The sequence below is a fragment of the Blautia sp. RTP21359st1_E11_RTP21359_211015 genome (genome assembly GCF_040910705.1).
GTDB lineage: Bacteria > Bacillota > Clostridia > Lachnospirales > Lachnospiraceae > Blautia_A > Blautia_A fusiformis.
Window position 1 is genome coordinate 20,903 of record NZ_JBDGAB010000001.1, and the last position, 23,603, is coordinate 44,505.

Consider the following 23,603-nt stretch of genomic DNA (forward strand, 5'->3'; position numbering starts at 1 on the left):
TTTCACAAATAAAAAAGAGCTGTTCGGAATTTTTCCTCTCCAAACTGCTCTCCTTATCATCTCATACGCTTATCCCAACTCACATCCGGGAATCACTTCTCCTCTTTTCCGAAAAGATCCTTCATGGATTTCCGACGGAGCATTGTCCACAGCTGATCCTGGATCTCCTGAAGCTCATCATGTGCATGGCAGGGAACTCCGTCCTGTCCGTTCCTTGGACACTGATATGTACCGTTCAGGCACTCAATGATGGACATATCCGGATCGATCGCACTGTATATCTCATATAATGACAGTTCTTCCGGATCTCTCTTCAGCGCGTAACCGCCATGAACTCCGCGGTATCCTTCCACGAGCCCTGCATTCTGAAGCTTCTTCAGTATCTTGTATGCAAAGGGTGCTGTGATCGATTCCCTCTCACAGATCTCGCTGACGCTCAAACGCGGCTCCCACATCAATGCGCGGATAACCCGCATCGCATAATCGCTTTCTCTGGTGATAAACATTTTTAACCTCTCTTCTGTTCAACTAAGCTGCTGATTTATGATAGTTTCCGCATTCCATCCGATCTGCCACGTTCCTGGGTGTTTCTGATGTGCCAGAGAGCCGGATATCCATATCCCCGGAATACTTCATTACCACATACGACAGTATAACCCATTTTTTTATATAATAAAAGGTTATTATTTTCCTGTGATTCATAGTAATCCCCTGTTTTTCCTTTATTTAGCCGAAAAAAGGAAAATACAGCTTGCAAATTTTTCAGTTTACGGTACAATAGGAAACGATTGTAATGCTTTCGTATGTAATTGAAACGATATTTATTTAATGAAAAAAGAGGTATGATATGATTTCAGCAAATAACATCACACTGCGCGTTGGAAAAAAAGCGCTGTTTGAAGACGTTAACATCAAATTTACAGAGGGTAACTGTTATGGATTGATCGGCGCCAACGGCGCAGGAAAATCTACATTCCTCAAAATCCTTTCCGGTCAGCTTGAACCTACCAAGGGCGACATTGTGATCACCCCCGGTCAGAGACTTTCTTTCCTGCAGCAGGATCACTTCAAATATGATGCTTATCCGGTTCTGGATACTGTCATCATGGGTAATGAAAGACTCTATCAGATCATGAAAGAGAAAGAAGCCATTTACGCAAAGGAAGATTTCACAGACGAAGATGGCATCCGTGCCAGCGAGCTGGAGGGTGAGTTTGCAGAAATGAACGGATGGGAAGCAGAGTCCGATGCTGCTACTCTTCTCAACGGTCTCGGAGTCGACACCGAGTTCCACTATACACAGATGGCAGACCTTACCGGTAGTATGAAGGTCAAGGTTCTTCTTGCACAGGCTCTTTTCGGAAATCCTGATATCCTTCTTCTTGATGAGCCGACCAACCACCTGGATCTTCCTGCCATCGAATGGCTGGAGGAGTTCCTGATCAATTTTGACAATACGGTTATCGTAGTATCCCATGACCGTTATTTCCTGAACAAGGTCTGCACACATACTGCTGATATCGATTATGGCAAGATCCAGCTTTATGCCGGAAACTACGACTTCTGGTTTGAATCCAGCCAGCTTCTGATCAAGCAGATGAAAGAAGCCAACAAAAAGAAAGAGGAGAAGATCAAAGAGCTCCAGGAGTTCATCTCCCGTTTCAGCGCCAATGCTTCCAAATCCAAGCAGGCGACTTCCAGAAAGCGTGCCCTGGAAAAGATCCAGCTGGATGACATGCGTCCTTCCAGCCGTAAATATCCATACATCGACTTCCGCCCGAACCGTGAGATCGGAAACGAGGTCCTCATGGTGGAAAATCTGTCCAAGACCATTGATGGAGTAAAGGTTCTGGACGACATTTCCTTCACTCTTGGTCGTGAAGATAAGGTTGCCTTTGTGGGCGCCAACGAGCAGGCCATCACAACCTTCTTCAAGATCCTTACAGGTGAAATGGAGCCGGATGAAGGAAATTACAAATGGGGCGTTACCACTTCCCAGGCATATTTCCCGAAGGATAACACACAGGAATTCGATAACGACCTTACTATCACCGACTGGCTGACACAGTACTCCGAGATCAAGGACGCAACCTACGTCCGTGGATTCCTTGGCCGTATGCTTTTCCCTGGTGAGGATGGTGTAAAACGTGTCCGTGTTCTTTCCGGTGGTGAAAAAGTTCGCTGTCTTCTTTCCAAGATGATGATCTCCGGTGCCAATATCCTGATCCTGGATGAGCCAACCAACCATCTGGATATGGAGTCTATCACAGCACTGAACAACGGACTGATCAAATTCCCGGGAGTGATCCTTTTCACCTCACACGATCACCAGTTTGTACAGACAACTGCAAACCGCATCATGGAGATCCTTCCTAACGGCAAGCTGGTAGACAAGATCACCACTTACGACGAGTATCTTGCCAGCGACGAAATGGCCAAGAAGCGTCACGTATTCCAGGTTAACGAAGAGGACGCACAGGATAACTAAATCCCATGCTTCTGTAACAAAAAATCTCCCCTGCTTCCGCCTTTACAGGCAGTCAGGGGAGTTTTTTTATCTGTTTTATATGCGCTTACTCCATGGTGATCGGAGCAAGCTTGCCCTGTGTTACATCCAGAAGATCTTTAAGCGGTACCTTCAGGGTAAGGCCTACTCTTCCACCACTTACATAGATCTCATCAAAGTTTTCGGCAGACTGGTCAAACACCACCGGATAATTTTTTTTCATTCCAAGAGGGCTGCAGCCTCCGCGGATATAGCCCGTGATCTTTGTAAGATCCTTTACATGGATCATATCTACTGTTTTTTCGCCTACAGACTTTGCGGCTGCCTTACGGTCCACCTCTTTCTCGATCGGAACTACAAACACATAGTAGCCGCCGCTTTTCCCTTCCATGACCAGGGTCTTAAAGGACTGATCATGAGGGGCTCCTGTGATGTCTGCACAGTGGATCCCATCTATGAACTCTCCACAGTCATATGCGATTGCTTCATATTTTACTTTTTTTCGATCCAGCATTCTCATCGCGTTTGTTTTGGCTTCTTTTCCCATTTCTGTCACTCCTCGGATTTTTCTCAGTTGTCTTTCCACTCATCAAGCTCATCCAGATCCTCATCATTCATCAGATCCGGGTCATTCCTGTAATTTCCATATTCTTCCTGCTCATCAAAATCCGCCATATTTTCAATATCCATCCGGCGTCTTTTCTGCTGCAGTTTTTCAAAATCTTCATAGCTGTCCCTGTTTTCCGACTCATCAAAACGATCATAGTCTTCATGATCCTCCGGATCTGCATAGCGGGATCTGCTTCCCGTTCCTGCATTCCTTCGTTCCCTGGTGCTGCTGCTCTGGCTGTATCTGCGGCCTCTTCTGTCATCCGAAGCATAATTTCTGTCGGAGGTTCTGTTTCTGCCGGAGGTTCCGGAAGTGCTTCTTCTTTCAGTGGAACTGCCTTTGCTGTTTCTTTCGCTTCCGGATCTTTTTCGGCTGTCTGCATAATTTCTTTCTCGTCTGTCAGAGTTGCGTCCTTCTCTGTCAGATGGTCTGCGGGAACGTCTTTCACCCCGGCTTTCCCGGTCATCGTTTGCCCGGTTTTCGTATGTATATCTGTGATCGTCCCTGTTACGGTCAGAGGTGTATTCACGACTGTTTCCTCTACGGTCCCTTCCTGCCGGCTTCCTGGTCTCCTCCGGCAGAGTTCCATCGTCGTCATCCTCTTCTTCGTCATCTTCCTCATCGTATCGGTCTTTGTTGATGGCGAACTGGATCAGCATACCAAGGATCGCAATTCCCGCTGCCATACCGACGCCATATGGAAACTGCGCCAGCCCTGCGATCTTTGCAATGGATAATCCTGCCAGAACACCACCCAGTATACTGGTTCCGACAATGATCACTCCTTTCGCATAACGCATAGCAAGTACTCCCAGTCCCACGCCGATAAGGATGCACAGGAAAAAAGAAAAAGAACTGGTCGGATGGACCAGATAGATACTCAATGTTATTCCGATACCAAATCCCAGTACAAAGATTCCTGCCCTGTAGATCAGAAACGAAACAACAGCCAGTACGATCCCCAGTCCCGCCATGGCACCTGCGATCACCATTTTATCCTGAACACCGGACATATAGGTTACACCAAAGCCGGCGCCTGCTCCGATGATAAATCCAAAGATCATCATCCAGAACCGGAGGATACGATATCCCAGGATACAGTTCAAAAGCCCGAAAACGCAGAGCACTCCATATACGATCACCATCAGCTGGCTGATCTGTTCCATACCTCCTGCTCTCTGCAGTATGTCAAATCCTCTTGACAACATATCCATATTCATAACTTACTCCTCTCTTTCCAAAACCTCCGGAAATCTTCCCGAAGATGTTTCAGAAAATAAAATATATGGTATAAAAATTATCCATCACTCCATAATGATACTCCACCTGACCAAGTCCGTGAAGTTTCATATAATACTGTGCCACATTCTGTACCACGCCATCATCCAGCAGTTCCTGACAGGCTTCGGAAAAAGCTTCCTGACTGCCAAACTTGAAACGCACTACAGCCGCACCATTATCCAGTCTCATCTTACAATAATCATATATGTCCTGCCAGCTGTAATCTTCAAAGTACCCCTGGTTCAGCACATAAAAATCCAGATCCTTCGCAGTACATGCCGGAACTGTCAGTTCTTCCGATGGTGTATAGGTTTTTTCATATTCTTCCGGGAAAGGGCAGAGATAATCGTAAATGATCGTCTTATGTTCTTCCAGCTGTGCGGCATCTCCATTTAAAAAATCCGGCTGATCCCCATTGGTAGCATCTACATAATAATACTCCTGGCCTATTTTTACAATATCCCATGCATGACCCTCTGTACTTCCTTTTGTGCTTCCGTCCACATAAATACAGGGAATATCCAGCCTTTCCAGAAGATACTGGACAGCTCCTGCATATCCGGCACAGACTGCGGATTTTTTCCAGAAAACACCTGCTATGCTCTGATCATCCTCCCCGGTCTGATACTGGGTATGGTCAATAACATACGTATAAACAATGCGTACCTTCTCGTAGTCACCGGCATCCTCCGGGATCAGGGCTCTGACCTCCTGAAAGCTCTGCTCCATGGCCGTCTGTATCTCATCGATCTCGCTGTCTGTATAAGTATAGCCCGGAGTAAAAACGCAGTAATCACTGTCTGAATACGTAGTTTTGTAGATTTTTTCACGATTGTGGACCCAGAATATCTCCGGGTGGTCTTTCAATACTGCATGATAGCTTCTGTCAATACTGTCATCATCGGAGATCGTCAGATAAAACTCCTTTTCCCGGGCACGGATTCCTTTCAGCAGCTCCCGATATACTCTCTGCTCTTCTTCCGTAAGCTGTTTGAAATAATATTCCTGATGCCCTTCTTCGCTCTGGGCAACCTCCATCTGACGCAATTCCTCTACTTCCTTTGGTTCGCCTGAAATAATGCTCTTTGCTATGGAGCGGATCTGACCCAGTGCCCCTGCCGAAGTGCTAAAGGGCTGAAGGATCACTGCAGCTGTAAGCACTGCGGCTGCCATGGGGCAGAAATTTCTTTTTTTCATAATATCATGTCCTATGTCTGAAGCAGCGATTGTAAGAAAGGGCAGCCTCCCGTGGGAGACTGCCCTTATCTTCAATCGCTGTCCCTTAGTTTTCCATTTCCAGTGTTTCTACATCATCATCAAATGTATCCACTGCATCGTCCATGGTCTCCTGATCCAGAGTCAGCGTCTCAACTTCATCTTCTTCCTCATCCTCCTGCAAAGCCTTATTCTTAAAATCTGCAAGAAGGTCACTGGAAACAGTATCACCGGATGCCAGTGCATCCTTCAGTGCATCAGATCTAACCACATCCGTGAGGAGCTTTTCTGCACTCTCCTCTGTCAGAACATCATTCTCTGTAGCTGTGGTCTTATTTTCCTCCGCTGTTGTATCCTGATAGAAGGATGGCTTTCTGATATAACGGAAGCTTGCACTGTATGCCTCACCAACCGTTACACCATTCTTGCTTGAGGAACAATGTACTGCGATCCAGTCGCCGGAATCCGTCTTTCCGCACAGGATACCAACGTGGTTGTTGCTTCCTGCTTCCGGTCCTCTCTGGAATACCAGATCTCCTGGCTGTGCATCTGCTTCGCTGACAACACCGGCCTTCTCCCACTGGTCAGAGGTTCCGTCTCCAACTGCTGCCTGCATTCCCTGATCCTTATATCCATTGATCACTGCCCAGGTAACAAAGCCGCTGCAGTCCAGACCATATGCACGGAGCGTACCGGAGCTTCTGCTACCGTCTGCTGATACCTTCTCAACGGAGCCCCAGCTTGGATCTTCTCCAATCACCGTAGATTTGCCGCCCCAGAAATATCCGACCTTGCCAACCAGTGAATACGCTGCGGTGATAACATCTACACGATCCTCAGAAACATTGTCTCCCACGCTTTCACGGACAAAGCCTTTGGATGCGGTAACTACCGCACAGAGAAGCTTACAGTCTGTTTCCACATATTTCTTAAGGACGCTTCTGTCTTCCTTTGCAATATTGTTCTTCTTGATGTAGTAGTTGATCTTACGATTTCCGTAGGATATCTTGGTAATATCCTGCTTGTCCCTGACGATGGGGTTCATCTCCGCAAAGATCCTTGCCAGATCATCCTTGCAGGATGCATCCAATGTAAATGACGTTGCTCCTGCTTTGCTCTTTTCGTAAATATAAACAGCAAGGATATCCTGCCAGTTTCTTACCAGAAGTGTATTCTCCGTATCGGTAAGCTTGTTCTTCTCTTTATATTCTCTTTCGATCTCTTCCATTACAGAAGCAAAATCATCAGAGAAGGACAGATGATAATTGCTCTTAAGACTATCCAGATAAAAATCCTTGCCCGCATGGAGATTGGATACCATATTTGTCACATAAACAGGATCTCCGATCTGTGTTGCTGTGGCGTTATTTCCATCTGTGATCTCTGTATTCTTGTTATCTTCCGTGCTGCTATCATCTTTTTTGTTGCCTTTTTTGTTATCACTGTCGTTCTTGTCGACAGCTGCAAGCTTGGCTTCTGCCTCAGTCAGGATCTTATAATTCGTAACCTTGGCCTTTTCTGTATTAGACAGTGCCTCATAAGCTGCACGTACGCTATCTATCTCCGCTTTATCTGCTGCTGTGATCGTTCTACCTGCCAGTGCTTTGATCTTCCGGATCACCGCCTGTACCTTTGCAGAGTCATCCCTGGCCGGTGTTGCCGTCGGTGCAGGTGTTGCGGTTGGCTCCGGCGTTGCCGTTGGTGCAGGTGTCGCTGTCGGTTCCGGTGTTGCCGTTGGTGCAGGTGTCGCTGTCGGCTCCGGTGTTCCCGTCGGCGCAGGTGTTGCAGTTGGCTCCGGTGTTTCCGTCGGCGCAGGTGTCGGTGTATCTGTTGGCTCCGGCGCTGTAGTTGGTTCCGGGTCAGGTGCAGCAGTTATTTCCGGTTCCGGTGCAGCTGTCGGCACCGGTTCTGCCGGAACTTCCGGTTCCGGTTCACTTACCTCACTCCCGTCTCCTGAAACACCTTCCTCAGCAACAACATTATCTGCTTCCTCGGCGGCTTTTACTCCGGTTGGAATTGCCAGTACCATAGCTGATAACATCGTGATGCAAAAAAACTTATTCAGGTACTTGTTCTTCATATTTATTAAGATGCTCCCTTCTTTCCTTGAACATCCCTTTACTTCCCCTATAATAAAGGTCTGCCTTAAACCGTTTGATAACTTAAAGTTTAATTCAATTTATTTTAGCATACGAAAATCGTGAAATCAACTGTTCTGGTAGGATATCTCCTTCAATTCATCTATTTTTCACTTTTTATTCACATTTTTGTAAGATTTTTTAGAGTTTACCATAACGTGAAAAAGCCACAGTGCTCTCACACACTGCGGCTTTTTATATACTGTCAGACAGTCACTGCCGGCTGTCCACCCATATGAAACTGTTTTCTGACACAGAGCTGAAAAATCCCCTGTACAACCTGATAGCACACCCGAAGGATAAAACGGATGTCATCGGCAATGCACCGCGGGCTTTCCAGATAATATGCATGACGCTCACAGATATATTCCACAAGTTCCTCAAAGCTTTCAAACTGCTTCGCTTCTTCCAGCTGGCTGTCTGCTGCGCCGCTGAGGATACATTCTCTCAGGCGGTTCTTCAGCTCAGCTTCATAAGAATTATGTGCTGCAAGATTTCCTTTGTATGTTTTGTTATGAGGAAAAGTAAAATAATCAGCCATATAATGCATGACCTCACCGAATCTTCTCCAGTATACTCTGGCATTCTCTTCCTCCGGGTTCTTCTCGACAAGCGCCCTCATCTTATTCTGGAGGTGATCGAATGTTCCGAAAAACTCATGTCTGGTGGTGAGAAACGATGGTTTCAGATCAGGCATGATATTGCCCAGGCAAAACGCTTTTCTGTGCTGCTGGAGACTGTACACCTCAGACATCTGGTCAGCCAGGTATCTGCCTAACAGTATATGTGATTTTTTACGCAATTTTTTCCCTCTTCCTTCTTTCCTGATCCAGATCCTGACCGGTCAACAGTAATTTGGTTCCGCCCGGTCCTCTTCTGGGATCCATAAATCATCCTTTTACCGGAACCAACTTTACTATAGCACTGTTTTTTCAAATAATCAAATAAAGATTATGTAAATTTAATCCAGATCAAAAAGCTGCCGCTGCTTCAGATCAATAGATGCCCAGACGGTACTTGTCTTCGGTTCTCCGTAAAGATAAACCGTGCTGGAAACCTGAGCAGCATATATAATTCACTTTTTGTTCCAATCCCTCCGTCAAGTCCAACACTGTTGTGCGCAGCTTCAACCAGGATCTTTGCCCTATCTTCAGTAACTCCTCTGCCACGCATCTTTTTATCATGCCAGATCTTTCAGATCCCATTTACTCCAAGCGCAATCACATCTTTTGGCAATGGTGCTTTTTCAAGCACTGCCAGGCCGCTTATTGCATCAAATCGTGTATATAATCCCAGATATTCCGAGAAATGTATTGCAAGCCATCTCTGAATCCTGTTTGCAGATATGTTGTGCTGCTTCATGATCCCGTCACGGCTGTATACCAGGTCTCTTATCAGAACTGCAATCTTTTTATTCTCAGTCTTAAGTGTCTCTGCCCAAAGGCTGAAAGAATTGAACCCTTCCAGATCGTTATGAAAAGAAAAAATACGTTTTGTAAGTTCGCGTCCTCTGTTATCAAAAGCTCTTGCATAATGTATCTGGCTTCCGATATCAACTCCGACAACCATTGTTGAATCTGTTACTTGCTCAATCTTTTCATTCTGTGTATAATTCATTTGGAACCTCCAGTGCTTGATTGTTTTGTTTACATCCGCCAAGATGCAACTCAATCATACCTTGAGGTTCTTTTTTATTCAATTGGCGCTTTTAATTAATTACAGGAATGCTCCTTATTATATTTTTCAATCTCGTCATCAATAATTGAATCTACATGAGGGAACAGACAACCGGGACCTCCATAGGTAATACATGGAATGAAATGTCCGTGTGGTGCATACTCCTCACATGCTCTTCTGACCTCCTTGCGGATCTCTTCTTCTGTGGAATCCACTCGGTCTACGATCGAAGCATCGATTCCGCCCATAAGTGTCATTCTTCCGTTCAGCTGTTTCTGGAGCTTCGGAATATCATTCTGCGGAAGTGTTCCCTGCCAGATGTCAATCCCAAGATCAACCATATCCTCTATGATCGGTTCCATGAAGGAATCTGCGTGATGCATGACGATCACTCCATGGTCTTTCATATATTTATAGGATCTTTCATACTGTGGTTTGATAAATTCTCTCCATGTGTCCGGACTGATGAACAAGGACTGCTTGGAACCCCAGTCATCGTGGGAAAGGATGATATCCGGGTGGAGATTATCAACGATCAGCTTTGTAAGCTGGAACCGGTACTCCCCAATGGCATTGCAGAGATCCATCATATCCTCCGGCTCAAGAAGGAAGTTCACCAGCATATCCTCAAATCCCATCAGGAAGTGAAGCCTCTCAAAAACACCTGTAGGCATAAATGCCATGAAAAGGCTTCCTGAATCCTTTATCTCCTGTGCCTTCTGTTTAAATGGTTCCCATAAAGCCGGATCCGAGCACTGACCGACAATATCCGGGATCACCAGCTGCTCTTTCCATTCTGTGATATCATCAATGACCTTGTTGTCCTCTGTTACATGTGGCATTGCAGCCAGCTGTTCCTGGGGCCAGAGGATCTCAGTTCCGAAAAGATCCTTCATAGGCTCCATACCACGGTGACGGTTTCCACGCACATAATTATTTGCCGGGTTCGGCGGGTAAAAGGTCGCACCCTCATACTGTCTCAGAAGTCGTTCCGGCCTGCCATCCTTTTTTATCGTTTCAAGTAAAATCTCCGATGCTTTCAACATAATGCTTCCTCCTTTATTATCCTGTGATCTTTCGAAATACCCGATCACTTATCTTTATGATCTTGCGTCAATCTCAGCCTGATACTGAAGAACCTTTTCCTTTGTGATCTTAAATCCAAACACCAGAAGCAGAAGACCTGCCAGACAGAAAATAGCCGGAACAAGTGCAAAGGAAATCGTCATTCCCTGACGAGCCGTCCCCTCAAGAACAACTCCAGATTTCCAGCCTACCGCCACAAGACAGGCGCTGAGGATCGTTCCTCTTAAGAATACGGCAATCTTCAGCGGAAGATTCTGTAATCCCATGATCCATCCGGATGCATCTTTTCCGCTCTTCCATGTTGCATACACTACAGTGTCCGCATAAAGTGCAGGTGAAGCTGCAAAAGCCATACCATAGAAGAACTGGGCAAGTGTCATAAGGGCGATCACTGTCATTGCATTTCCATAGAAAATATATACAAGGAACAGTGATACTGCCATTCCTGCATAAGCAATGATCATAGTTGTACGGGACGATATTGCTTTTGCAATGTATCTCATGGAAAAAGCTCCGATGATGGCACCGATGGCAACACAGAGAAGATAAGTGGTCATCAGTCCCGGATTTCCCATTGCATCCCTGAAATAGTAAATAGCAGATGCTGCTGTTACAAATTTCACACACCATTTTGCAAGGTCTGCCAGCATCAGGACCATAAGAGGCGGATTCTGAAACAGGGAAGCAAACATCTCTCTGATCGTGATCTTTGTTTTGTCATTTTTCTTTCCTGCTGTTTCTGTTTCAATCTCTTCATAGCCTTCCGTCATCTTGAAATGGGCAAAATAGGTTACGACCATCAGAATACCCAGGCAGAAAGCTGCTGCTGCAAATTTATTTTTCTCACCGACATATCCGGCAAGAAGTGTTGCAAATGGAAGACCCATATAGGAAAACAATAGACCGCCTATGTTATTCCAGGTTGCCCTGGAGGATGCAAGCGTTGCTTTGTCTTCCGGTGTTTTGCCAACAATACTGATCAGGGTTGCATTGGCAACATAGCTGAAATTCCATGCCACATGAGATGCGATGGATGCGGCAATGATCACCACTGCCGAAAGCCATTCATTATCACTGACACGTATGAACATGAATGCGTACAGAAACGGCACCATCCACGGAACCATGATCAGCCAGGAACGATAACGCCCCCATTTCTTTGCTTTTGTGCCATTGATGATTCCTCCGTAAAGCCAGGACAGACATGCATCAACAATGGTAAATACGGAATTGATCACACCAGCTACACCAGCTGCAAAGCCTGCCAGATCCGTCAGAAATGTCATAAAGTAAAATGTCTCGATATTACTCATAAGAACAAATCCGGCATCACCAACACCAAAGAAATATTTCAGGGCATTTGTAAGACCCTTTTTCTGTTTCGGATCTTGTTTCGGTATTTCATTTTTACTCATTTTCTTTCCCCCTTCGCTGTTTTTTGTGGGGCCGGCCATTTCCACAACTTCACGTTACCTTTGATGGTTATAGTATAGTTGTTTTTTTCTTGTTCGTAAATCCGCACACTTCTTCATTCTTTCTCCAATGCTTCATACTTTTTGTACAGTTATTATTGTAAATATGCACAAATAATTTCCCCTCCGTTTTCTTTTTATTTTCCGTCTAATATGTTATAATTTCCTATAAATACAAGGCTTTTATGAATTGGAGGAAATATTTTGAATAAAAGAGAGCATTTTGTGAATAGCCCGCATACAGGCTTCCATCTTAATCTCCAGATCATTGCTGACGATTTTGCGGAGAAAAAAGAGGATGTTTCCATCCTCTGCCGTGAAGACCCCCTGACGCTGGATGGTCTTCGCATATATCAGGCAGGAGCCCTGCTGAAGCCATGCTACCTTTATCTTGTCTTCGGCAATTCTCTTTCCGAAAGCTTCCTGCGATACCAGAACATCGCATTTGTAGTGGTGGGCTCCGGTGATCTTTCCTGCTTTTCCGAAAGCTGCAGGATCCTTCACATTAAGGGAACCCTTTCTTTTTCTGAGGTCTTCAACCAAATACAGCAGACCTTTGACAGATATTCTGACTGGGACAGTAAACTCCAGCTTGCACTTGGAAGTATCGATCCGCTGAATGAGATGCTGGAAGCCAGTCTGGATATATTTCATAATCCGGTTTTTGCCCACGACACCAACTTTTATATCCTTTCTTCTCCCCGGCACGTAACCGGTATGTCCGAATGGGTCCATGACCAGCGTACAGGAAGACTCATCGCACCTTTAAGCCTGATTCAGGATTTCAAGCTTGACGCCGAATACCAGCGCACACTTATCACCCACGGCGCCAATATTTATTCCGAAGAGCTCCGCGGTTACCGTATCCTCTACATGAATCTCTGGGTCAGCGGCAATTATCAGGGCCGGCTTTGTGTGGATGAGCTCCAGACGGAGATACAGCCCGGACATTTTTCTGCTCTTGAGTATCTTGGCTCCTTTATCGAGCTGTGCATTCGTCGGCACAATCTGTTCCAAATTTCAATGGGAAATGACTCCCGGCAGTTTTTCACGGAGTATCTTTCCGGAAAGCTCACAGAACTACAAGCAGTTACCGATCAGATCCAGTATCTGAACTGGAATCGCCATGACCGGTATCTTGTACTTCGTCTGGAAACCCAGCAGCAGGATGACCGTATGCACTCTTCCATCGCCACACTGGGACACATTGAAGCCCAGATCCCGGAAGGTCTGGCTTTTACCTATCAGCAGGGAATCGTTGTGATCGTTAATCTGTCCTTTAAGCACTCTGTATCTTCCGATGTTATCAGTTCACTTGCGATCATCCTGCGCGAAGGGCTTTTTAAAATGGGAGTAAGCTCTGAATTTCGTGATTTTCTCCTGATCCCTCAGGGCTATATTCAGGCTGTTTCCGCCTTGCGCCTGGGCAAAAAAAGTCAGAGCATGGCCTGGTGCTATCATTTTGATGCTTATCTTCTGGAATATATGCTTTCCCAGATCAGCCATCAGATCAGTCCCGAGCTTCTGGTCTCTTCACGGCTGGATGCACTGCAGAATTATGACCGAAAAAACAATACTGAGCTGTATCACACACTCAAGGTCTATCTGGAGCATGAACGCAATTCTCTTCAGACAGCCCGGGAGCTTTTTATACACAGAAGCTCCCTGACCTACCGTCTGGAGCGCATCCAGAAGCTCACAAAGGTTGATCTGGATAATCCGAAAGACCGGCTTCTTCTGCAGCTCTGCTTTCTTCTGCAGGAAAAGGACCAGACTGTCACCTGACAACCTGGTCCTTTTTTCTGTTTATATCTGTAAAAACTCCAATCCGAAATAATGTTCCATCCATAGCCTGATGGTTTCTTCCGAATCACTTATTTTCGTTTCAATGGATCCATCTTCCTTCTGGATCGTAAGAACATCCCCAGTCAGCGCAACACTTCCTTCCGGTCTGCAGATGCTCACTACTCTTTTTCTGGTAAATAATACATCTGGAGATTTTGCACAATAGAAATTCAGCAGTTCAAAATCTGCTTCTACTGTAGGAGTCTGTGAAAATCTGAGTATTGGCAGATATTTTTCTTCTTTCCTTCGTTCAACAAGTATCTCTCCGTTTGTATTTCCCGGCTTCATGTTAACACGGTACCATCCGTTTTTTTCTCTGTGGATACCATCCTTCATAAGAACCGGCTTCTTGGGACCGGGACCTCCGTATCCTACATCACAGTAATAGCTTCCTTCCTCAAAAATAACAAGGGTTGCCCGGTGCAGGACCGGCGGAAGCTCTTCCCGGTTCCACAATATCCTTACCGCCACAGGGATCACACGGAAATCCAAAGCTTTCAGAAGCTCATAAAACAATTTATTCAGCTCAAAGCAATATCCGCCTCGTTTTCTGACAATGATCTTCTCATAAATATCTTCCGACCTCAGAGAAGGAATCCTTCCCTCGTCAAAAACTTCCAGATTTTCAAAGGGAATACTGCAAAGATGAAGGTCCATTATCTTTTCCAGACATTTTTTATCTGTTCTTAATTCACCCTCATATCCGATCCTGTTCAGATATGCCTCCCGTTCTCTGTCATTCATTTTTTCACTCCTGTTCTATTCAAGAAGATAACAGCTGGTATAGGCGATCGTACAGGGACCATAATAGTATTCCAGACCATTTGCCTGGCATACCTGTGTTACCAGCATTCCATAGGCTTCCATCGAAGAAAATGCCTGTTCGGGGAAACGGCATGGAGCATCCGGATATGTACACGTTTTACATTTTGTACAGCACCCGGCCCCTATGGGGAGCATGCCCGGCCATCTTTCTCTGAGCATTTTTTCAAATTCATAAAAATTCTGTTTATGAACCGCTTCGGTCTCCATCATCGTCTCTCCGTCCAAAGGATCCTCCAGTTTCCCCACTGTCTGGACAATAATGCCTTCCCTGTACTTTTCTATCTTTTTTCTGCATACTTCAAGATCTCCGCATCCGGGAGGACAGCTCCAGCGTTTTGCATACATATGGCAGGTATTATTTTTGCACATTTCCCTTACCTCCGGCATAAGCTGGATCGAATCGCTCTTCAGAAGTGCTACATGAGAAAATCCTGCCTTTTTTCCCATCTCTTCCAGTTCTTTTATATTAAGCATATCCATTCTCCTCGCATTACGGAAAGCATAAGCCATCCACAAAACAGTCCTGGAACTCCGGCGAAGCTGCCAGCTCCACAAAATCCATATTTTTGACAGTCCGATCCATTTCTTTTCTTTCCTCTTCATTCAGAAGCGCGATCCTTGCACCTTCGCCTGCCGCATTTCCCACCGGCTGTATCCTGGGCAGCAGTCCGGCCGGGAACATCCCGATCGCTGCCGCACTTTCCGGATTCATGTAATTGCCGAATGCACCGGCAAGATAGACCCGTTTAATATCCTTTTCTGTGATCTCCAGTCTTTTCATAAGAAGAAAGATTCCCGCTGCGATAGCCGCTTTTGCCAGCTGTACCTCTCCGATATCCTTCTGTGTCAGATAAACGCCCCTGTCATTTCCCGACTTTTCCGGAGGTACCAGCACAAACACTCCCGCCTTTTCCTGGCCGCTTTCCAGATGACCACTTTCATCAATAAAGCCAGCCAGGTACAGCTGTGCCACAAGATCGATCAGACCTGAACCGCATAAGCCTGCCGGAGCCTTATTTCCTATAGTCGTGTATTCCCATTTTCCATTTTTGTATACTACATGATCTACTGCTCCTGCTCCTCCACGCATCCCGCACTCGATCTTTGCACCTTCAAATGCCGGACCGGCAGCTGTTGAACAACAGGCTAATCTCGTTTTATTTCCAAGGACCATCTCCCCGTTCGTTCCAATATCGATCATAAGGCTGATCTCGTTCTGCTGATCCTGTCTGAGCGCCAAAATGCAGCCACAGGTATCTGCCCCTACATACCCGGCTATATCAGGCAGCATAAGCAGCTGCCCCTTTCTGTGGATATGGAGCCCATATTGCTCTGCATTCAGTGTAAGCCCCTGACTGATCGCCGGATTATACGGTGCATGGACCAGCGATGCCGGAGAAATCCCAAGAAAAAGATGATGCATGCAGGTATTTCCTACCACAGATACCTGACAGATATCTAATGTGCTTCTTCCTGCTTCCTCTGCCAGTTCCTGGAGCATTTCATCAACCGCATTCCGTATGCAGCCGGTCAGCTGCTCTACGCCATGCTCCAGAGCATGATCCGCCCGCATGATCACATCTGCGCCATACTGAGTCTGTGGGTTCATTCTGCTCTTGAGAGCCAGCTGCTTCCCGGTCAATGCATCCATAAGATAGCCGACCACCGTCGTTGTACCTATATCAAAAGCCGCAAAACAGATTTTTTTCTCTTCTCTGCTGATATCCAGGATCTTATTTCCTGCACAGATCACATACCATTCTTCTGCTTCTTTTCTGCAGCCATAAAGCTTCGATGCAATTTCAGTATCAGGCAGAACAGGTCTTTCCACATCCAGCTGTTCTGTCAGCCGCTCCCATTCAGAGCGGTTGTCTCCTGTCTCCGGTTTCTTAAGAATCACTTTTTTCTGTTTCAGATCAGGCCTGAACGCAACCGGTCTCTGCATTCCTTCTGTAAGGATCTCCTCTTCCTGGCATCCGGACAATGTATCTACTTCAAGGTCACTGTGGATTTCCGTCTGACATGCAAGCACCATGTGATCTTCTATTTTAACACGACATTTCCCGCACTTTCCCCGGCCTCCGCAGGGTGCATCAGGAACCAGCTTTGCTTTTCTTTCCGCCTCAAGGATCCTGGTACCCGGTTCCACCAGGATCTCCTTTTCCTCCCTGATAAATTTTATTCGGTACATTTTCATCCCTCCGATGGTCACTGTAAAGCAAAAGCCGCTCTGCCGTCTATGCCATGCACAGACAATACAGAGCGGCCCGTTTTATTTTCCCTTATGCTGCCAAAGCTTTTGCAAGAACTGCTGCGCTTGCTGCATCTTCTGAATATCCATCTGCGCCGATCTCATCTGCAAATTCCTTCGTGATCGGTGCTCCTCCAACCATGATCTTAACATTGCTTCTGAAATCTTCCGCATTAAGTGCTGCAACTGTATCCTTCAGAGCCGGCATTGTAGTTGTGAGCAGCGCTGAAAGTGCAATTACCTTAACATCCGGATTTTCTTTGTAACATTCAATAACCTTCGATGCAGGTACATCAACACCGAGATCAATAACTTCAAAGCCGGCACTTTCGATCATCATAGCAACAAGATTCTTTCCGATATCATGAAGATCTCCTGCTACAGTAGCGATGATAAGTTTTCCCATACTTCCTGTAGCGCCGGATGCAAGATGCGGTTTCAGAACCTCAACACCCTTTTTCATTGCACGGGCTGCTACCAGCATTTCCGGAACAAAGATTTCTCCGTTCTTAAATCTTTCACCTACAACAGCCATTGCATCGATCATGCTGTTAAGAATCTCTGTTGCCTCACAGCCTTCATCAAGAGCTGACTGTACAGCTGCACCTACAAGTTTTGCTTTTCCTTTTTCTACCAATTCTGCTACTTCTGTGATTTTTGACATAATCAAACACCTCCGCTTTTTATTTTTTATCCGCATTCCGCATATGCGTTTTATTTATTTTTTTACAGGTCCGATCAGACCTTCTCTGTATGCTCCGATGTATTCCATACAGTAATCATCCAGACCAAGCAATGCCTCTGTTGCATATACAAGTCCAAGCATATCTCTGTTTGTAGGATCCATGATTGCACTGTCAAGGCCGGCATTCATTGCAAGTACCACAAATCCGAAATTGATAAGCTTACGTACCGGCAGATTGAAGGAAATGTTGCTGATCGCCGCTGTAATGTGGATCATCGGATACTGTTTACGGACACTTGAAATTACTTCCACGTTCATCGCAATACCATCTTCAGATGTACAGAGCATCTCAACCAATGGATCAATATGGATACGATCCGGTGAAATTCCGTACTCTTTCGCTTTTGCCATGATCTTGTCAAATACCTTCAGCCTGTCTTCCGCACTTTTGGGGATACCTGTATCATCGCTTAGAAGTGCGATAACCTGCCACCCTTTATTTTCAGGCTGTGCCATAAGAGGAAAAATCTTATCGATCTTATCCCCTTCACCGGATACAGAGTTAAAAATACCCGGTTTTCTGCAGAATTTGTAAGCTTCTGTAAGAACATCTGCACTGGGACTGTCTACGGAAATCGGAAGATCTGTCACTTCCTGAATACAGTCGATCATCCATTTCAAGGTTTCTACTTCTTCTGCTTCCGGAACAGATGCGCAACAATCGATATAGCTTGCTCCTGAGTTTGCCTGAGCAAGTGCCCGCTGCTTGATGAATTCTGCATCTCTGTTTGCGATCGCCTCCGCCACAGAGGGGATGGATCCATTGATTTTTTCACCTATGATTATCATATTATTTATCCTCCCGTTAACATATTCTGGTCTGCATCAAGAATTGTTACTGTTCATTCCGTTCTCAGTAACACGCTTCGCAGAATATTACCAATGAACAGTAACCAGGAATTCTTATTTCAGTTCCATGTCTTTCATATAATGATTGTATCAAAATAAATGCAAAAAACCAGCCGCATTTCATACCATAAACATTGCATTTATTCCTACATTTTGTAGGAATGTTTTTCAGTGTTAAAGTCCGCTTGAAACAGCCAACCTAAGACCAGCAGAAACAACCAATCTGAGTCCAACAGAAAAAGCCACTCCGAGTCCAATTAGAAAAGCCATTACCATATTAATTCATGTTTTCTTCCTACTACACTATGAGTTGGAAACACTATAATACAGAAACTAAGAAAATCGAGGTTGTAAGAACTCTTGTCGGTGACATGGAGCAATTCGGGGCAATCGTTATGGAAGAAGATACATGGAATGTAATCTTGCAGGTCTCAGAACGTGTGCCATGGAGCAGACAGTCACGCATGAACACATTCGTTGATGATCTTCTTTTGATACTGGAACGCAGAGAAAACGAAACCGGAGATCCTTTTATCAGCAGACCATACGATTATATTATTCACATTGCACTTGATCCTGACGCTCAGAAAGATACTGCTCTTATCAGTGTTCAGAGAAAAAGCACCTATGAGTTTGTATGCAAAGATATCAACATCCCATTGAAAGAATTATAATCTTCTCTCCTGCTGCCGGGTTCACTCTCTGGCAGCAGGATTTCCAAGGCAATAGAATCCATCAGAAAGGCGGTATCCATTATGAGGAACTACGTACTTGCAGAAAACAGACCTTATACAGTTTGTCCCATCTGGAAAAAAGATCTCAGAAAGCTGATGATTGATTTCTGTATACCGGAGCCAACCATTGACCAGATCATTTCTCAGACCGAACAGGAAGCGAAACCAACAGAAACAGCTCGACAGGTTTATAACCGTGCATGGCAGAAATTCCGTAAACATCTGCTGACAAATTAGTGGTAAAAGTAAGGTAGTATGCAAAAAGTAGTAAAACCATTACTATTTCAGGCTCCAAGGCAGTCTTATTACAGTGTCATTTTAAGGGAGCCTTAAATTTACTACAGGAAGGGAACATCATGAACAGATATTTTGGTTACGCAAGAATCAGCACACCACAGCAAAGCATTGAAAGGCAGATCAGGAATATACTTGCTGCATATCCACAGTCTGAGATCATCCGAGAAGTTTTTACCGGAACGAAATTTCAGGGACGAAGAGAATTTGAAAAGCTCCTGAAGAAGCTCAACGCAGGTGATACCATTATCTTTGATTCTGTTTCCAGAATGTCCCGTGATGCAGAAGAAGGTTTTACCATGTATGAGGATCTTTTCAGCAAAGGAATTAATCTTGTATTCCTGAAGGAACCACACATAAACACAGAAACCTATAAAAGTGCGCTGCAAGGTGGCATCCCAACTACAGGGACCGACATTGACTGTATTCTGGAAGGGATCAATAAATATTTGCTCCTGCTTGCCAAGGAACAGATCCGACTTGCTTTTGAACAGTCAGAAAAAGAGGTTCAGGATCTCAGGCAACGTACTAAAGAAGGAATGCAGACCGCAAGGCTTTCCGGTAAACAGATCGGACAGGCTTCCGGTTCAAAGCTTGTAACGAAGAAATCTATAGCAGCAAAAGAAATCATCCTGAAGCATAACAAAACGTTCGGCGGATCACTCAACGATCTGGAAACCATTACTCAGGCCGGGATTACCAGAAAGACATTCTATAAATATAAGAAGGAACTGCTCTCTGAAATGATAGAGCAAACGAATCAGCGTTGAATGTTTTGCTGCAATCCGTTATAATGAGAACAGGGACATGACTTATTAAGAAGGGAGTGTGAAATATGCCATTACTCAAAGAAAATACTTATACTATAGAAGATATATATGCACTTCCAGAGGGAGAACGTGCCGAACTGATTGACGGACAGATTTATTACATGGCTCCGCCTAGTCGCAAGCATCAACGGATTTCAACAAGGCTCACCAGTATTATTGATCGTTACATTGAAGATCATCAGGGACAGTGCCAAGTTTATGCTGCCCCGTTTGCAGTTTATCTGGATGAATCCACGAACACATATGTTGAACCGGATATCTCTGTTATCTGTGATCCAAACAAGCTGAATGATAAGGGCTGCAATGGTGCTCCTGACTGGATTATAGAGATCGTTTCTCCTGCAAGTAAACGGATGGATTATTATACCAAGCTCTTTAAGTACAGAACGGCAGGTGTAAAAGAATATTGGATTGTTGATCCTGACAAGAGCAGAATTATTGTATACAATTTTGAACAATCAACAATGGACGAGTATTCCTTTACGGATTCTGTTAAGGCTGGAATCTATAATGATCTGTTGATTGATTTTAATGTGTTAAGTTTTTAACATAGTCATGCGCTGACCATGCTCAAAAATTGAAGCTTTTCTGAAAAATAAAAGTTGGCGTAAACCCTTGCTCTATATAGGGAATCGCCAACTTTTTTATTGTGTCTCTGTTGAAATTCTAAATTGCTACAGACTGCATATGGAATAACGCTGGATCATTCTGATCCGTCCTGATCGTAGAAGGATAATGTGATCCAGTCTGAAAAAGCTTGTATCTGGCAGCAGGAATTACTTACAGTGAGGAATAATACTGTAATCTCCTGTTAAAAGGACAGCGCAGATTATTGGTTATCGTACTCATATTCTGTGGATGAATACATATGAGTGCTCGCTCACATGTTAAGAGTTTGTCAATCCCACCGATCCATCACCAACCAGGCACATCTCATTCCGCTCACCTGCCAGATCCAACTCGGCCCCGATTTAACAATATTCATCTTGGATTCTTCTATCTTCCAGTCCTCAGATTTTACTCCAACCATCCAACCCGATCCGTCCTCTCACCACCACAACTCCGTCCCGGCTCCACCGCAGCTCCATCTCACACTTAGTACAGCTATTTCTCCTAGATCTTCCCTGCACTTTCTACAGATCTGACCTTCTTTTCATCCTCTCTGAATCGACCTTACCGGAGCAACAACGGCTGCACGATAACTTAAGCTTAATACAACCTGCTGCCGTTTGCTCTTTCCGGTGATTTTCGGGTCGATTCTGTTCAATTCCAGTGATCGAATTTTACACCACTCAGGACGAATAAACTGAGTGTTTTAACGGATTTTCCGATAGACTAACCGACAAAAATTTTGAGGGTAACAATCGGAATAATCGGTGTGATTGCTGGGAAAATTGGAAATATGTTCACATCATCATTCCTATAATTAAAAAACTTTTTGTTCTTCCATAAGATTCAAATTGTGTTTGAGCATGTAAAAGATATACTTTATGAAATGGGACGGGGTCAAGTTTTTTACATATATCATTTGGTGAAATAATGGTATATATTCTTTTTTCACAATCTGGATTCTCTCGATACAACCTATAACATTCTTCAGCAACACCACCTGTATCAGTTTCATTTGTAATCGTATAATTTTTTAGATTTGTTATTAAAACTCCTGAACGTTCCCATTCTCTCAAATTTATAAAATTTCTCATAATAATAAGATATCCTATATTAGTATCTAAAAATAAATAGTCTTTATCCGAATGCTCAAAGTCACTCATTGCTTTTTTTGTACTGCCATATATATTTTTTAACATACTATTTTGTGATGTAATCCTTCTTGTTAATTGAAGAATGTTGAGATCAATCATGTTCTCATAATGTTCTATAGCTTCTATTTTTTTTTGCAAAGTATTCTTTACTTTTTGATGTAATTTTAACAGATTTTTAAACTCTCCATTCTCAACATTTTCCACAGACATATTATCTAACATTTTTATTAGTTTATATTTATTAAGTGAATTCTTTTGAACATCATCCATACATTCATTCGAAACAGTTATATACCAATCTATATAACTATCTTCTTTATGCTTTAAAGATAAATATTCACTGTAATAATCATTACTTTCTTTTTCAATTTTTTTCAGTTCTTCAGTATATATTTCCTCTTGAAGTTCTGTAAATGACATTTTCCCCATATTATTCTCTCCCCTTGTTATATTACTTTTACTTCTTAATGTACTTATTAATGATCCTCTTCTCCAATGTTTTTCCAGAATCCCGGTACCATGGCAAGATCACGCCGCAGTATTCCTGTACTCTCATGGAGTATATCTCGCCACATATCATAAACACAATTAATCCGATTGCAGCAATCAGTCCTCCGTTGGCCACAATACATAATAGCAGACATGGTACAACCCAATACCAGTTATATGAGAAATGACACCATTTCACCAGCCATTCTTCACTCATCATATCAAAACGTCTAATCTCATCCTGAGATAAAGAAGTCTTAGGAGGATTTGCAGCTGCCTTGCGTCTCATTAATTCAGCATAACCAACCGTTGGTTCGTCCGGGCTGGTATATTTCTTAACATCCTCCTGCATCTGCTTTATTCTGCGTTCTTCCTCTTCTTTCTTCCTTCGCAAACTAGGACTGTTCCTATATTTAAACTCCTCATACGTGTTTCTTATTAACTGTTCCATCTGTGGAGGAGTTCCTGATTTAGTACAAATTTGATTATAAATATACTTCATCTCTTCAAGCTCTATATATGCTTTAGGGACGCTGTAACGTTCATAATAATTTTTCATACTTTCCGTTTGGCGTTTTGCTCCTTTTACAGCATCTTTTACATATCGCACATAGTCTTCGTAATGTTCTTTATTTGTTATTATACGATCACCGAACTGAATAATACAATTACATTTTGCATTTGCCTCTTCAGGAGTAAGATTATTAACAATATCCTCACACTTTTTAATCAGGTCGTCCGTAGAATCTGCATACTCCTTATAATTCTGTGCATCTTTAAAACTCATAATCATAAGTGTTTACCTCCCTTCCTTTTGTATTAGTAGTCCTGTATGTGCTTTCTGATTTTAATTTCAAAAATATTCTGAATTTATTTTTTGGTGTAAAAAAAAGATACACTATACCTGTGTATCAAACAATCACTTTATTTTTACTTTTGCTTACCTTAGCAAGCGGTGTTCTTCTATATGACATGGCATAATAATCCTCAACG

Annotated in this window: 22 protein-coding genes; 6 read left to right on the top strand and 16 right to left on the bottom strand. The window is 44.0% G+C overall.

What is annotated here, in order from left to right:
* Positions 1-92 precede the first annotated feature (92 nt).
* Positions 93-506, bottom strand: coding sequence for an Rrf2 family transcriptional regulator (locus tag AB5026_RS00110; protein WP_015524747.1), 414 nt, complete (start codon positions 504-506; stop codon positions 93-95).
* Positions 507-847: 341 nt separating this feature from the next.
* Between AB5026_RS00110 and AB5026_RS00115 the strand changes: the two genes are divergently transcribed.
* Positions 848-2,488, top strand: coding sequence for an ABC-F family ATP-binding cassette domain-containing protein (locus AB5026_RS00115; RefSeq protein ID WP_015524746.1), 1,641 nt, complete (start codon positions 848-850; stop codon positions 2,486-2,488).
* A gap of 85 nt (positions 2,489-2,573) precedes the next feature.
* Here the strand turns inward: AB5026_RS00115 and ybaK are convergent, their stop codons facing one another.
* The 8 genes from ybaK to AB5026_RS00155 form a co-directional block, all read right to left on the bottom strand.
* The gene (gene ybaK / locus AB5026_RS00120) at positions 2,574-3,053 is read right to left on the bottom strand and encodes a Cys-tRNA(Pro) deacylase (RefSeq protein ID WP_022426473.1); all 480 of its coding nucleotides are present in this window, start codon (positions 3,051-3,053) and stop codon (positions 2,574-2,576) included.
* A 23-nt stretch (positions 3,054-3,076) separates the two neighbouring features.
* Entirely contained in the window at positions 3,077-4,336 is a 1,260-nt protein-coding gene (locus AB5026_RS00125) for a DUF4203 domain-containing protein (protein ID WP_059085598.1), read from the bottom strand.
* A gap of 49 nt (positions 4,337-4,385) precedes the next feature.
* On the bottom strand, positions 4,386-5,594 hold the full coding sequence (locus AB5026_RS00130; protein WP_021650408.1) for a transglutaminase domain-containing protein: 1,209 nt from the start codon (positions 5,592-5,594) through the stop codon (positions 4,386-4,388).
* Between the two features lie 85 nt (positions 5,595-5,679).
* Positions 5,680-7,692: a C40 family peptidase gene (locus AB5026_RS00135; protein ID WP_368212585.1), complete on the bottom strand. Its 2,013-nt coding sequence runs from the start codon at positions 7,690-7,692 to the stop codon at positions 5,680-5,682.
* Positions 7,693-7,955: 263 nt separating this feature from the next.
* Positions 7,956-8,552 carry a zinc dependent phospholipase C family protein gene (locus AB5026_RS00140; RefSeq protein WP_368212586.1) on the bottom strand — a complete coding sequence of 199 codons (597 nt, stop codon included), beginning with the start codon at positions 8,550-8,552 and terminating at the stop codon, positions 7,956-7,958.
* A 392-nt stretch (positions 8,553-8,944) separates the two neighbouring features.
* A complete protein-coding gene (locus AB5026_RS00145; protein WP_368212587.1) occupies positions 8,945-9,367 on the bottom strand; it encodes a hypothetical protein in 423 nt (140 codons plus the stop codon).
* A 95-nt stretch (positions 9,368-9,462) separates the two neighbouring features.
* On the bottom strand, positions 9,463-10,473 hold the full coding sequence (locus AB5026_RS00150) for a uroporphyrinogen decarboxylase family protein (protein WP_173758531.1): 1,011 nt from the start codon (positions 10,471-10,473) through the stop codon (positions 9,463-9,465).
* A gap of 54 nt (positions 10,474-10,527) precedes the next feature.
* Entirely contained in the window at positions 10,528-11,928 is a 1,401-nt protein-coding gene (locus AB5026_RS00155; RefSeq protein WP_022426479.1) for an MFS transporter, read from the bottom strand.
* Between the two features lie 261 nt (positions 11,929-12,189).
* Between AB5026_RS00155 and AB5026_RS00160 the strand changes: the two genes are divergently transcribed.
* A complete protein-coding gene (locus AB5026_RS00160) occupies positions 12,190-13,770 on the top strand; it encodes a CdaR family transcriptional regulator (protein WP_022426480.1) in 1,581 nt (526 codons plus the stop codon).
* Between the two features lie 21 nt (positions 13,771-13,791).
* Here the strand turns inward: AB5026_RS00160 and AB5026_RS00165 are convergent, their stop codons facing one another.
* The 5 genes from AB5026_RS00165 to AB5026_RS00185 form a co-directional block, all read right to left on the bottom strand.
* Complete coding sequence (locus AB5026_RS00165; protein WP_118752964.1) at positions 13,792-14,574, bottom strand: arylamine N-acetyltransferase; 783 nt, start codon at positions 14,572-14,574, stop codon at positions 13,792-13,794.
* Positions 14,575-14,589: 15 nt separating this feature from the next.
* Positions 14,590-15,129, bottom strand: a complete 540-nt coding sequence (locus tag AB5026_RS00170; RefSeq protein ID WP_049946982.1) for a DUF2284 domain-containing protein — start codon at positions 15,127-15,129, stop codon at positions 14,590-14,592.
* Between the two features lie 16 nt (positions 15,130-15,145).
* Entirely contained in the window at positions 15,146-16,846 is a 1,701-nt protein-coding gene (locus tag AB5026_RS00175) for an ASKHA domain-containing protein (RefSeq protein WP_256163526.1), read from the bottom strand.
* Positions 16,847-16,937: 91 nt separating this feature from the next.
* Positions 16,938-17,570 carry a corrinoid protein gene (locus tag AB5026_RS00180; RefSeq protein WP_015524728.1) on the bottom strand — a complete coding sequence of 211 codons (633 nt, stop codon included), beginning with the start codon at positions 17,568-17,570 and terminating at the stop codon, positions 16,938-16,940.
* A 54-nt stretch (positions 17,571-17,624) separates the two neighbouring features.
* The gene (locus tag AB5026_RS00185; protein ID WP_021650848.1) at positions 17,625-18,440 is read right to left on the bottom strand and encodes a methyltetrahydrofolate cobalamin methyltransferase; all 816 of its coding nucleotides are present in this window, start codon (positions 18,438-18,440) and stop codon (positions 17,625-17,627) included.
* Positions 18,441-18,964: 524 nt separating this feature from the next.
* Between AB5026_RS00185 and AB5026_RS00190 the strand changes: the two genes are divergently transcribed.
* The 4 genes from AB5026_RS00190 (at position 18,965) to AB5026_RS00205 (ending at position 20,906) form a co-directional block, all read left to right on the top strand.
* The gene (locus AB5026_RS00190; RefSeq protein WP_161208488.1) at positions 18,965-19,174 is read left to right on the top strand and encodes a hypothetical protein; all 210 of its coding nucleotides are present in this window, start codon (positions 18,965-18,967) and stop codon (positions 19,172-19,174) included.
* Positions 19,175-19,255: 81 nt separating this feature from the next.
* A complete protein-coding gene (locus tag AB5026_RS00195; RefSeq protein WP_022426486.1) occupies positions 19,256-19,471 on the top strand; it encodes a hypothetical protein in 216 nt (71 codons plus the stop codon).
* Positions 19,472-19,590: 119 nt separating this feature from the next.
* Complete coding sequence (locus AB5026_RS00200; RefSeq protein ID WP_021650850.1) at positions 19,591-20,298, top strand: recombinase family protein; 708 nt, start codon at positions 19,591-19,593, stop codon at positions 20,296-20,298.
* A 65-nt stretch (positions 20,299-20,363) separates the two neighbouring features.
* On the top strand, positions 20,364-20,906 hold the full coding sequence (locus AB5026_RS00205) for a Uma2 family endonuclease (RefSeq protein WP_015525854.1): 543 nt from the start codon (positions 20,364-20,366) through the stop codon (positions 20,904-20,906).
* An 858-nt stretch (positions 20,907-21,764) separates the two neighbouring features.
* On the opposite strand, the gene AB5026_RS00210 is transcribed toward AB5026_RS00205, so the two are convergent.
* Together AB5026_RS00210 and AB5026_RS00215 are read right to left on the bottom strand one after the other, a co-directional pair.
* Positions 21,765-22,550 (bottom strand): hypothetical protein, encoded by a 786-nt coding sequence (locus tag AB5026_RS00210; protein ID WP_110103901.1) that lies wholly within the window; start codon positions 22,548-22,550, stop codon positions 21,765-21,767.
* Between the two features lie 28 nt (positions 22,551-22,578).
* Positions 22,579-23,403 (bottom strand): hypothetical protein, encoded by an 825-nt coding sequence (locus AB5026_RS00215; protein ID WP_021650855.1) that lies wholly within the window; start codon positions 23,401-23,403, stop codon positions 22,579-22,581.
* Positions 23,404-23,603: the final 200 nt, after the last annotated feature.

What these genes read in the sequence shown, in the direction of transcription:
- AB5026_RS00110 (WP_015524747.1), bottom strand. Translation starts at nt 506, where the DNA reads ATGTTTATCACCAGAGAAAGCGATTATGCGATGCGGGTTATCCGCGCA.
- AB5026_RS00115 (WP_015524746.1), top strand. Translation starts at nt 848, where the DNA reads ATGATTTCAGCAAATAACATCACACTGCGCGTTGGAAAAAAAGCGCTG.
- ybaK (WP_022426473.1), bottom strand. Translation starts at nt 3,053, where the DNA reads ATGGGAAAAGAAGCCAAAACAAACGCGATGAGAATGCTGGATCGAAAA.
- AB5026_RS00125 (WP_059085598.1), bottom strand. Translation starts at nt 4,336, where the DNA reads ATGAATATGGATATGTTGTCAAGAGGATTTGACATACTGCAGAGAGCA.
- AB5026_RS00130 (WP_021650408.1), bottom strand. Translation starts at nt 5,594, where the DNA reads ATGAAAAAAAGAAATTTCTGCCCCATGGCAGCCGCAGTGCTTACAGCT.
- AB5026_RS00135 (WP_368212585.1), bottom strand. Translation starts at nt 7,692, where the DNA reads ATGAAGAACAAGTACCTGAATAAGTTTTTTTGCATCACGATGTTATCA.
- AB5026_RS00145 (WP_368212587.1), bottom strand. Translation starts at nt 9,367, where the DNA reads ATGAATTATACACAGAATGAAAAGATTGAGCAAGTAACAGATTCAACA.
- AB5026_RS00150 (WP_173758531.1), bottom strand. Translation starts at nt 10,473, where the DNA reads ATGTTGAAAGCATCGGAGATTTTACTTGAAACGATAAAAAAGGATGGC.
- AB5026_RS00155 (WP_022426479.1), bottom strand. Translation starts at nt 11,928, where the DNA reads ATGAGTAAAAATGAAATACCGAAACAAGATCCGAAACAGAAAAAGGGT.
- AB5026_RS00165 (WP_118752964.1), bottom strand. Translation starts at nt 14,574, where the DNA reads ATGAATGACAGAGAACGGGAGGCATATCTGAACAGGATCGGATATGAG.
- AB5026_RS00170 (WP_049946982.1), bottom strand. Translation starts at nt 15,129, where the DNA reads ATGCTTAATATAAAAGAACTGGAAGAGATGGGAAAAAAGGCAGGATTT.
- AB5026_RS00175 (WP_256163526.1), bottom strand. Translation starts at nt 16,846, where the DNA reads ATGTACCGAATAAAATTTATCAGGGAGGAAAAGGAGATCCTGGTGGAA.
- AB5026_RS00180 (WP_015524728.1), bottom strand. Translation starts at nt 17,570, where the DNA reads ATGTCAAAAATCACAGAAGTAGCAGAATTGGTAGAAAAAGGAAAAGCA.
- AB5026_RS00185 (WP_021650848.1), bottom strand. Translation starts at nt 18,440, where the DNA reads ATGATAATCATAGGTGAAAAAATCAATGGATCCATCCCCTCTGTGGCG.
- AB5026_RS00190 (WP_161208488.1), top strand. Translation starts at nt 18,965, where the DNA reads ATGAACACATTCGTTGATGATCTTCTTTTGATACTGGAACGCAGAGAA.
- AB5026_RS00195 (WP_022426486.1), top strand. Translation starts at nt 19,256, where the DNA reads ATGAGGAACTACGTACTTGCAGAAAACAGACCTTATACAGTTTGTCCC.
- AB5026_RS00200 (WP_021650850.1), top strand. Translation starts at nt 19,591, where the DNA reads ATGAACAGATATTTTGGTTACGCAAGAATCAGCACACCACAGCAAAGC.
- AB5026_RS00205 (WP_015525854.1), top strand. Translation starts at nt 20,364, where the DNA reads ATGCCATTACTCAAAGAAAATACTTATACTATAGAAGATATATATGCA.
- AB5026_RS00210 (WP_110103901.1), bottom strand. Translation starts at nt 22,550, where the DNA reads ATGGGGAAAATGTCATTTACAGAACTTCAAGAGGAAATATATACTGAA.
- AB5026_RS00215 (WP_021650855.1), bottom strand. Translation starts at nt 23,403, where the DNA reads ATGATTATGAGTTTTAAAGATGCACAGAATTATAAGGAGTATGCAGAT.